Annotated in this window: 9 protein-coding genes and 1 pseudogene; 3 read left to right on the forward strand and 7 right to left on the reverse strand. The window is 65.5% G+C overall.

Annotated elements, in window-relative coordinates; genetic code table 11:
* Positions 1–249: 249 nt before the first annotated feature.
* The 3 genes from G4Z14_RS18550 to G4Z14_RS18560 all read right to left on the reverse strand — a co-directional run bounded on the left by G4Z14_RS18550 (position 250) and on the right by G4Z14_RS18560 (position 2,104).
* Positions 250–624 (reverse strand): hypothetical protein, encoded by a 375-nt coding sequence (locus G4Z14_RS18550; protein WP_164628432.1) that lies wholly within the window; start codon positions 622–624, stop codon positions 250–252.
* 7 nt (positions 625–631) lie between these two features.
* Positions 632–1,405 carry a DUF6478 family protein gene (locus G4Z14_RS18555; RefSeq protein ID WP_164628434.1) on the reverse strand — a complete coding sequence of 258 codons (774 nt, stop codon included), beginning with the start codon at positions 1,403–1,405 and terminating at the stop codon, positions 632–634.
* Between the two features lie 129 nt (positions 1,406–1,534).
* Positions 1,535–2,104 carry a hypothetical protein gene (locus G4Z14_RS18560; protein WP_164628436.1) on the reverse strand — a complete coding sequence of 190 codons (570 nt, stop codon included), beginning with the start codon at positions 2,102–2,104 and terminating at the stop codon, positions 1,535–1,537.
* A 165-nt stretch (positions 2,105–2,269) separates the two neighbouring features.
* Between G4Z14_RS18560 and G4Z14_RS18565 the strand changes: the two genes are divergently transcribed.
* Together G4Z14_RS18565 and G4Z14_RS18570 are read left to right on the forward strand one after the other, a co-directional pair.
* Positions 2,270–3,160 (forward strand): peptidoglycan DD-metalloendopeptidase family protein, encoded by an 891-nt coding sequence (locus G4Z14_RS18565; RefSeq protein WP_164628437.1) that lies wholly within the window; start codon positions 2,270–2,272, stop codon positions 3,158–3,160.
* 162 nt (positions 3,161–3,322) lie between these two features.
* Complete coding sequence (locus G4Z14_RS18570; protein WP_164628439.1) at positions 3,323–4,228, forward strand: LysR family transcriptional regulator; 906 nt, start codon at positions 3,323–3,325, stop codon at positions 4,226–4,228.
* 34 nt (positions 4,229–4,262) lie between these two features.
* Here the strand turns inward: G4Z14_RS18570 and G4Z14_RS18575 are convergent, their stop codons facing one another.
* Genes G4Z14_RS18575 through G4Z14_RS18585 form a run of 3 tightly spaced genes read right to left on the reverse strand, consistent with a single transcriptional unit; the run spans position 4,263 to position 6,691 of the window.
* A complete protein-coding gene (locus G4Z14_RS18575) occupies positions 4,263–5,252 on the reverse strand; it encodes an OmpA family protein (protein WP_164628441.1) in 990 nt (329 codons plus the stop codon).
* An 18-nt stretch (positions 5,253–5,270) separates the two neighbouring features.
* Positions 5,271–5,975 (reverse strand): GNAT family N-acetyltransferase, encoded by a 705-nt coding sequence (locus tag G4Z14_RS18580; RefSeq protein WP_164628443.1) that lies wholly within the window; start codon positions 5,973–5,975, stop codon positions 5,271–5,273.
* Positions 5,972–6,691 carry a competence/damage-inducible protein A gene (locus G4Z14_RS18585; protein WP_164628446.1) on the reverse strand — a complete coding sequence of 240 codons (720 nt, stop codon included), beginning with the start codon at positions 6,689–6,691 and terminating at the stop codon, positions 5,972–5,974. Before G4Z14_RS18585 ends, G4Z14_RS18580 begins: the two co-directional genes overlap by 4 nt.
* 104 nt (positions 6,692–6,795) lie before the next feature.
* Between G4Z14_RS18585 and map the strand changes: the two genes are divergently transcribed.
* Positions 6,796–7,608 (forward strand): type I methionyl aminopeptidase, encoded by an 813-nt coding sequence (gene map, locus G4Z14_RS18590; RefSeq protein WP_227751872.1) that lies wholly within the window; start codon positions 6,796–6,798, stop codon positions 7,606–7,608.
* Between the two features lie 34 nt (positions 7,609–7,642).
* Here map and G4Z14_RS18595 read toward each other — a convergent pair.
* Positions 7,643–8,131 (reverse strand): annotated as a pseudogene (locus G4Z14_RS18595) (OB-fold nucleic acid binding domain-containing protein); the annotation flags it as partial.
* Positions 8,132–8,255 lie beyond the last annotated feature (124 nt).

The raw sequence follows: 8,255 nt of genomic DNA on the forward strand, positions 1-8,255 counted from the left end.
CGACTGTGCAAGGTCAGACGAGCATTCTGGTGTGGGTTGTTCATCCTGCGAGGTCCTGGGCTGGAGTTTGGCGATTGCAGCCTAACCCCGTTCCGGGTGAACAACCTCCTGAGACTTCACAGCTAGGTCTTTCATACTGGCCGAAATATCCTCCGGGGGAAGCGGGCTTGATCCAAGCCCGCGTGGGGGTGGAAAACCCCCATCTTCCCGCGACGAAAAGCGCCCCGCCCCCTCCCCGAAGCGTGGCGGTCAGCCCACGGTTTCCAGACAATGCCGCCGGAAGGCCCGTTTCAGCATGTCGAGTTCGGCCCGCAGCAGATCGACCTCGGCCCGCATGTCATCTTCCATGGCGACCCCGGTGATCACGGTGAAATGCTGCAGCTTCTCGCCCGTCCCGGCCTCGGTGATAAGAAAGGTCTGGACCCCCTCGCTCAAAAGCTCCGCCGGGATCGGCACCTGCACCAGCCAGTCGCCGGGCCGGTCGGCCACCGCCGTCACGGCCACCCCTGTCACCGGCTTCTCCAGATGCAGCACGGCAAGCGCCGGGGCCGTGTCGCTGCCCGACACCACACCTTCCCAGATGCCGGCGCGGATGCGGGTTTTGGTCAGGGTGAAATCGCTCATCTAGCCCTCACAGTTCCGCGCGCGGCCGGCGCGAGAAGGTGACGTCGCGCAGAATCACCTGGTTCATTTCCGGCCCTTCGAAGATCAGGTCGACCCACAGCCGCTCCACCCGCTTTTCGTTCATCTTGGAATAGGCAAGGTCGAATTCCACCATCACCTCTTCTTCGTTCAGCGGCAGTTCCCGCACGATCTGTTCGACGTTCGGGCCATGCTTGATGTTCAGCCGGGCAAAGATTTCCAGCGGCTTTTCCATTTCCACGATCACATCCATGCGGATCAGGTGCTTTTGCCGCAATCCCCGCGCCGCCTCGTCCGGCAGGTCGATGACCAGCGACAGGAACGAGCCATCGAAGCGGAACACGTCCATGCGAAAGCCGAAGGGCGCGATGTCGGCTTCACGGGTGTTGCGGATCTGACGGACGGTCAGTTCGCTGCGGCGGCAGTCGTGGAAGATCGTGGCACCGGGATAGACTTCGGCCTTGGTCGGCACGCTGGAGAACCCCGGAACCGGAATGGCGCCCTTCCACAGGTCCGGCCGCCAGGCCCAATCGGTGCCCAGCGGCTTGCGGATGATGTTCGAGCCGATCACCGGCAGCGCAAGGCGATGCTCGGCCTCGTGGATCACCCGGTCAAGGTTGCGGCGCAGCGCCCGGGCGCGGGCGCGCAAGGACCGCAGGCTTTCCAGATCGGTGCCCGCCGCCCCGTCCGCCGCCTGCCCCCAGCGGCGCAACACCCGCGTGTGCATCACCCTGTCGAGAAACTTTGTAACGACGCCGGCCATTGCTGCCTGTTCTGCCCCAGATTTCCTCGTTTTCCAGCACTGTTGCCCGTATGGAAACGATTCGTTTATCGGTTGAAATGGTTAAAGAGTTGCCCTGATCCGGTCCACGGGAATATGCGCCGCGGCCCTTCAGGCAGGGTTGGCACGATTCAACGCCGCCAGGGCCTTGTCCATGATGACGCGACCGTCCTCCGGGGCAAGCGCCTCCTGCGGTCCGCCTTTCACCGACATGGTGACAAGCCGCCCTTTCAGCCCCAGAACCGCGCGCCAATAGCTGGGCTCTCCAGCCTCCTGCACCCGCATCAGAAAGGCATCGCCCGCCGAAAGCGCGGTCACGACGCGCACATCACTGGCCCGGCCGGTCGGGGCCAGCGTCGCCCGCCCCTGCGGCGAGGTGAAAAAGCCTGCAAGTTCCGCGCCACCGGCGGCCATGACCCCGGCAGAGCCGGCCTGCCCGATTGCAAGCGTCACCACCGCGGGCTTCACCGCGGCCTGGTTGCTGCACCGCCCCATCAGGATGATCGCAGTATCTTCGGCCTCGCCGCTGGCTTCGGGATCGACGCAATATCCCGCCGGGACACCGACGTTCAGCGCGCCGTTCAGGACCGGCCTTGCCGACGAGCCCCCGAACCCGGCGCCTCCGACACAGGATGCCAGCAGGATCGCGGCCAGAACCGGCAGCGCAAATGGTTGTTTCATCTCTCGCCCTTCCCACCCTTGCCCGCAGACTCCCGCGCGGGTTCCCAGTGGTGCGCCGACGCTAGCCTTGTGGCCGTGCTGCGGCAAGCCGGCGACAAGCTGATTTCGCCAACCGTTGCGCCGCCGCCCCTTGTCATGCCATGCAAGGCCGAAACGGAGACCCCGATGCCCCGCGCCCAAGCCATTGCCACCGCCCTTTCCTGCAAGACCGACCTTTATGCCGCCCTGCGTGCGCTGGCCGCCGCTCTGCCGGACCTGACACTGGACGAGGTGCTGCGGGCTGCACCGGAGCCGGAGGCGCTCCGCCTGATGGGCGTGGATCAGGGCCTGTTGCGCGCCGTGATCCGCGCGGGAAAGGGCCTGCCGGCCGCAGCGGGCGAAACGGCCCTGCGCGCGTGGCTGGCCAAGGCCACTCCCGCGCCGCTGTTCCTGCCGGAAATCGCCAAGGGCCCCAGCCTCGCCCTTCTGACCCGGGGTGAGCATCCCGACATGCCCGCCTTCTCGGATCGCGCCTTCGATGGCTGGTTTGCCGCCAAGGGTGTGCCTTACGGCCTTGGCGCCTATGGCGAGAAGCGGTCGGTCTATGCCACCGATCAGTTCGCCGACAGCGCCAGCCCCGAACGCCGCACCTTCCACCTCGGGATTGATGTCTTTGCCCCGGCGATGACCGCTGTCCATGCGCCGCTGCCCGGCCAGGTGGCCTTCGTGACCCATAACGCCGATCCGCTGGATTACGGCCATACGCTCATTCTTGAGCATGAGGCGGAAGGCCTTCGCTTCCACACGCTCTATGGCCATCTCGCCGGCACCTTGCCCGGCCTTCTGCGCGTCGGCGACAGCGTGTCGCCCGGTCAGCTGATCGCCCATCTGGGCGATTGGCATGAAAACGGCGGCTGGGCTGCGCATCTCCATTTCCAGATCATGACCGACATGCTGGACCAGACCGGCGGCAATTTCTTTGGCGTCGGCCATGAAAGCCTCTGGGATGTCTGGCAATCGGTCTGCCCCGACCCCAACCTGATCCTGCGCCTGCCGCCAGAGCGTTTCCGGATCTGAGGCCGCCCAAAGACCCGCAGGTTGGCGGCCCGCTGCGTTTCGTTTCCGGCTGCGGAACGATTCGCGCAATTACCCCGGATAGAACGCAACTGCGCCCCGATCCTGCCCGAATTGAAGGCCAATAACGGTTCATCTGCCCACTCTGCTCGCTTGGGGAAAACAATGGACCGACTAACCGAAATGGAAGCCTTCGCCACGGTCGTGGACCAGGGCGGCTTCACGGATGCTGCCAAGAAGATGGGGATTTCGAAATCTGCCGTTTCGAAACACGTCTCTGCCCTGGAAGCCCGTCTTGGTGCGCGCCTTCTGAACCGCACCACCCGCCGCGTCTCGCCAACCGAGATCGGCCTTGCCTATTATGACCGGGCCCGCCGCGTGCTGAATGACGCGGGCGAGGCCGATGCGCTGGTCACCTCGATGCAATCCGCGCCCTCGGGCCTACTGCGGGTGTCGGTGGCGACCGATTTCGGGGTGAACCTCTTGTCGCCCATTCTGGGGGATTTCCTGCTGGAATACCCCGACATCACCGTGAACATGGTGCTGAACAACCGCTATGTGGAACTCATCAGCGAAGGGTTCGATCTGGCCATTCGGGTTGGGGAACTCGAAGACAGCTCCCTGCGCGCCCGCAAGCTGACCGAGACCACCAAGCGCATGATCGCCTCGCCGTCCTATTTCCAGAAATTCGGCCGGCCGCTGAAGATCGACGATCTGAACGACCACAAGCTGCTGCACTATTCCAATCAGGCCAATGGCAATGTCTGGAAGCTGACGGCGCCCTCGGGCGAAAAGCGGCAGGTCCGCACCGCCGGCTGGCTGACGGTGAACGATGGTCAGTCGCTCTTGAACGCCGCGGTTTCGGGCCTTGGCATCGCCTATCTGCCCTCGTTCCTTTACGCCGATGCGATGAAGGGCGGTCTGGTGGAAGAGGCCATCCCCGGCCTGCCGGTCGAAACCCTCGGCATCTACGCAGTCTATCCGCCGGGCCGGTTCACCCAGCCCAAGGTGCGCGCCTTCATTGATTTCCTTGCCCGCCGTTACATGGACAAGGGCCCCGACCTTTGGTGAGCCATTCGGGCAGGGTGGGGCCTGCCCGGACCGGCTAAGGTGCGAGCAGATCGGTCGAGGTCGCCATGACCTCGACCCTTCTGTTTTTCTGTCGCCCCGCTTCGGTCTGATTGCCCGCGCGTGGCGACAGGAAGCCAACGCCTTCGGCCTCGATCTGGTCAGGTGAAATCCTGTGCGCATAAAGCAGTTCTTGCCGCACGCTTTCCGCGCGCAGGCGGGACAGCCTGATATTGCCGTCCAATGTGCCGGACGCATCCGTATGTCCGACCAGAACGACCCTGCGGGCCGGATTGGCCTGAAGCCAGCCAGCCAGCGAGAGAAGCGAGCTGTAGTCTCCGGCCACCAGGGCCGAAGACCCCGAGGCAAAGACCAGATCCTCCAGCACCATGGCCCGCCCGGCCTCGACCCCGGCGATCAGATCCTTGCCGGTCTGATCCTTGCCGGTCTGATCCGCGCGCGTGGCCTCGGGTTCGGCAGCCGGCGCGCGCGCGACCGAGGTGCTGGCCGCCCGCACCGGCACCGCCTTGCCCAGCCGCGTCACCTGCACAAAGCCTGTCGTCCCGGTCCGGCTGACCAGAAGTGCCACGAAAGCACCGTTTGCCGATCTTGCCAGCAGATAGCGGAAGTCGCCAAGGTTCACATGCATGTCAGGTTCGGGCAGAACCTCGGCGCCATAGCGAAAGTCATAGCCGCCGCAGGCCTCGGTCTCGCAGGTGAACAGGACCTCGAATTTCGCCGCCGTGATCTGGTCCTGCAGACCCTGCATCACCTCCAGAGTCGAGATCTGGTCCAGCCCCAGCCGAAAGGCGGTGATCGACAGCGCCCCCTCGGCAAGCTGGGTGGGCAGGCTTCCCGCCGCAAAAGGCCCCATCGGCAGGCGCAGGCTGCCAAAGGCCTCTGCCCGCTCCGCCGTCTTTTCGGCAGGCCCGGGAAAGGCCAGCTCCAGTGCGCGGGCAGCAGGCGCGCAGCCCAGCGCCAGAACCACAGCCAGCGCCACCGGCGAAGGGAAGAAGCTGTGTCTCATCGGATGCCTTTGTTCTCGCTACCTTTGGCGATAGTGATAGGCCCCCACCTCAACCATGCCCATCGCGGCATAAAGCGCGCGCGCCGGGGCGTTGGCGACCGTCACCACCACCGAGAGCGTATCAGCCCCTTCGCCTTTCGCCCAGATTGCTGCGGCGCGCAGGATATTCTGCGCGGAACCCTGCCGACGCAGCGCAGGTATGACCTCCAGCGCGTGCAGCATAGCATGCCGCCCGTGGCAGGCCACAAAGGCCACGCCCGAAGCGCGGTCATTGGCGCGGCCCAGAATGACAGCCTTTGCACCCTCGGCTCGCTCCATCACCGCCAGCCGGGCCGGACCGATCCCCGCGTCGGCCCAAAGCGCGCGCGCGATCTGCATCGGCGGCCAATGCGGGAAGGTGGTCATGCGCGCGGGTCCATCCCCTGCGAGGGCATCGACCGGGGCAGCATAGGCCGTGACCGGGTCGATGGAGCGGTACCCCCGCTCCGCCAAGGCGGCATCCAGCACCTCATCTCCGGCGCGGATCAGGAACAGCGGCGCATCCATCGCCGCCTCGGCCCGCACCAGATCGCCGGCGGTCCAGGGGCCCTCCACCGTCGCCGCCGACACCCGCTTGCCGCCGCCCCGCCCGTCGCGGAGCATAAAGGGGCCACAGGCCTGCCGGGCCGCCGGGGGCCATGTGGCTTCCATCACCTCTGCAAGGATTGCGGGATCAACACTCATGCGAACAACCTGCAGAGCCGGGTCATCGCCGCGTCAAGCCGCGCCGGATCGGTGCCGCGGATCACCAGATTGGTGCCATAGGCGCCGTTCAGGCTGAAGGGATAGCTTCCCATCTGCAGCTCGGGGAAGGCAGCGGCCAATGCGCCAAAGTCCGCGGCGATCTCGCCCTCGCCCCGCATCACGCGCAAGGTCTGGCTGAGCAGCGGTGGTCCCCCGGTCAACCCGGGCAGCACACTCGCCACCATGGCCTGAAAGATCGTCGGCACCCCGGCCATGACATGCACATTGCCAAGCGAGAACCCCGGAGCAATCGACACCGGATTGTCGATCAGGCGCGCGCCTTCGGGAATGCGCGCCATGCGCTGGCGGGCTTCGTTGAAGGGCAGGCCCTGCCGGTCGTAATGCGCGGCCAGAAGCGCCATGGCGTCGGCACGGTGGCTGATCGGTACGCCAAAGGCGGCAGCAATCGAATCGGCGGTGATGTCGTCATGCGTCGGGCCAATGCCACCCGAGGTGAACACCGTATCATAGGCGGTGCGCAGCGCATTCACCCCCGCAACGATGGCCGCGGAATCATCGGGCACCACCCGCACTTCGGCCAGACGGATACCGATCCGCGTCAACTCGCCCGCCAGATAATGCATGTTGCTGTCGCGGGTGCGCCCCGACAGGATCTCGTCGCCGATCACCAGCATGGCAGCCGTAGGATTGGTCATGGCAGCTCTCCAGTTGCCCACCCGGTATAGCTGCGCCGGACGCGCAGGCAAACCCCTCTGGAAAAGCTGCCCCGCTTGGCCTATCTAGGCGCAAAACCGGAGGAATGCCCGTGGACCAGACCCGAGGCCGTGTGACGAAGGATGGCATCCGCATCTATGAAGATGCGGATTTCGCAGGCATGCGCACCGCCGGCCGCGTGGCGGCGGAAATCCTCGACATGCTGGGGCCGCTGGTGGTGCCGGGCGTGACCACTGCGGCGCTTGACGATTTCATCCGCGAGGAAATCGCCCGGCGCGGCGTCGTCTCGGCGACCATCGGCTACAAGGGTTACCAGCACGCCTCCTGCATCTCGGTCAACCATGTGGTCTGCCACGGCATTCCGGGCGCCAAGGTGCTGGCCGACGGCGACATCCTGAACATCGACGTCACGGTGATCGTCGACGGCTGGTTCGGCGACACCAGCCGGATGTACGTGGCCGGCACCGCGCCCCGCAAGGCCGAACGGCTGATCGAGGTGACCCACGAAAGCCTGATGCGGGGTATCCAGGCGGTGAAGCCGGGCAATACCTTTGGTGACATCGGCTATGCCATTCAGGCCTATGTCGAGGCCAATCGCATGTCGGTGGTGCGCGATTTCTGCGGCCATGGCCTGGGCCGGGTGTTCCACGCCCCGCCGAACGTCCTGCACTACGGCCGCCCCGGCAAGGGAGCGGTGCTGGAGGAGGGCATGTTCTTCACCATCGAACCGATGGTGAACCTCGGCCGGCCCGAGACCAAGACGCTCGCCGATGACTGGACTGCCGTTACTCGCGACAAATCGCTCTCGGCGCAGTTCGAGCACTCCATCGGCGTTACCGCGGCCGGCTGCGAGATCTTCACCCTCTCGCCTGCGGGCAAGTTCTTCCACACCCGCTGAGGCTCATCGAGCCGTTCCGGCACGAGGAGCGCCCTCAATGGAAGTCGCGACTGGGGAACAGCACCTTGGCCTGTTCGCGAGGATGGAATTTGCGCGGATGCGGCGGGCTTGCGGCAGGACGGGCTGCAGCGGTGTGCGCCGGGCGGGCGTGGCCGAGAGTGGCGAGGCAGCTTGAGATGTCTTCGACCCCCTCTGCAATCAGGTGCACCACCTGCCCGTCGCGTTCGATCCGCCCCGTGACGCGCAGCAGGCGCCCCGCGATCACCGCGCGGCGGAAGGCTTCGTAGACGCGCGACCAGACCACCACGTTCGACACGCCGGTTTCATCCTCGAGCGTCAGGAAGATCACGCCCGAGGCGGTGCCGGGACGCTGGCGGGTGATGACCAGCCCGGCGACCGTGACCCGGCCTTTGGCCTGCGACAGCCGGTCATGCGGCAGGCTTTCGGGCAGGCGTGGCCGCAAGAGTTCCACAGGATGCGCGCGTAAAGACAAGCGCAGGGACAGGTAATCTTCCATCACCTGAATCGCCCCTAGTTTCCTAGACGCCTCGCAGTTTCAGTTTTTGCTGCTGTTCGAAGGCGATCGGTGACAGCATGCCGTTCCTAACGTGTTTGCGCTGCGGGTTGTAGAAGAACTCGATGTAGTC

The sequence above is a fragment of the Tabrizicola oligotrophica genome (assembly GCF_011008935.1).
Classification (GTDB): Bacteria; Pseudomonadota; Alphaproteobacteria; order Rhodobacterales; family Rhodobacteraceae; genus Tabrizicola_A; species Tabrizicola_A oligotrophica.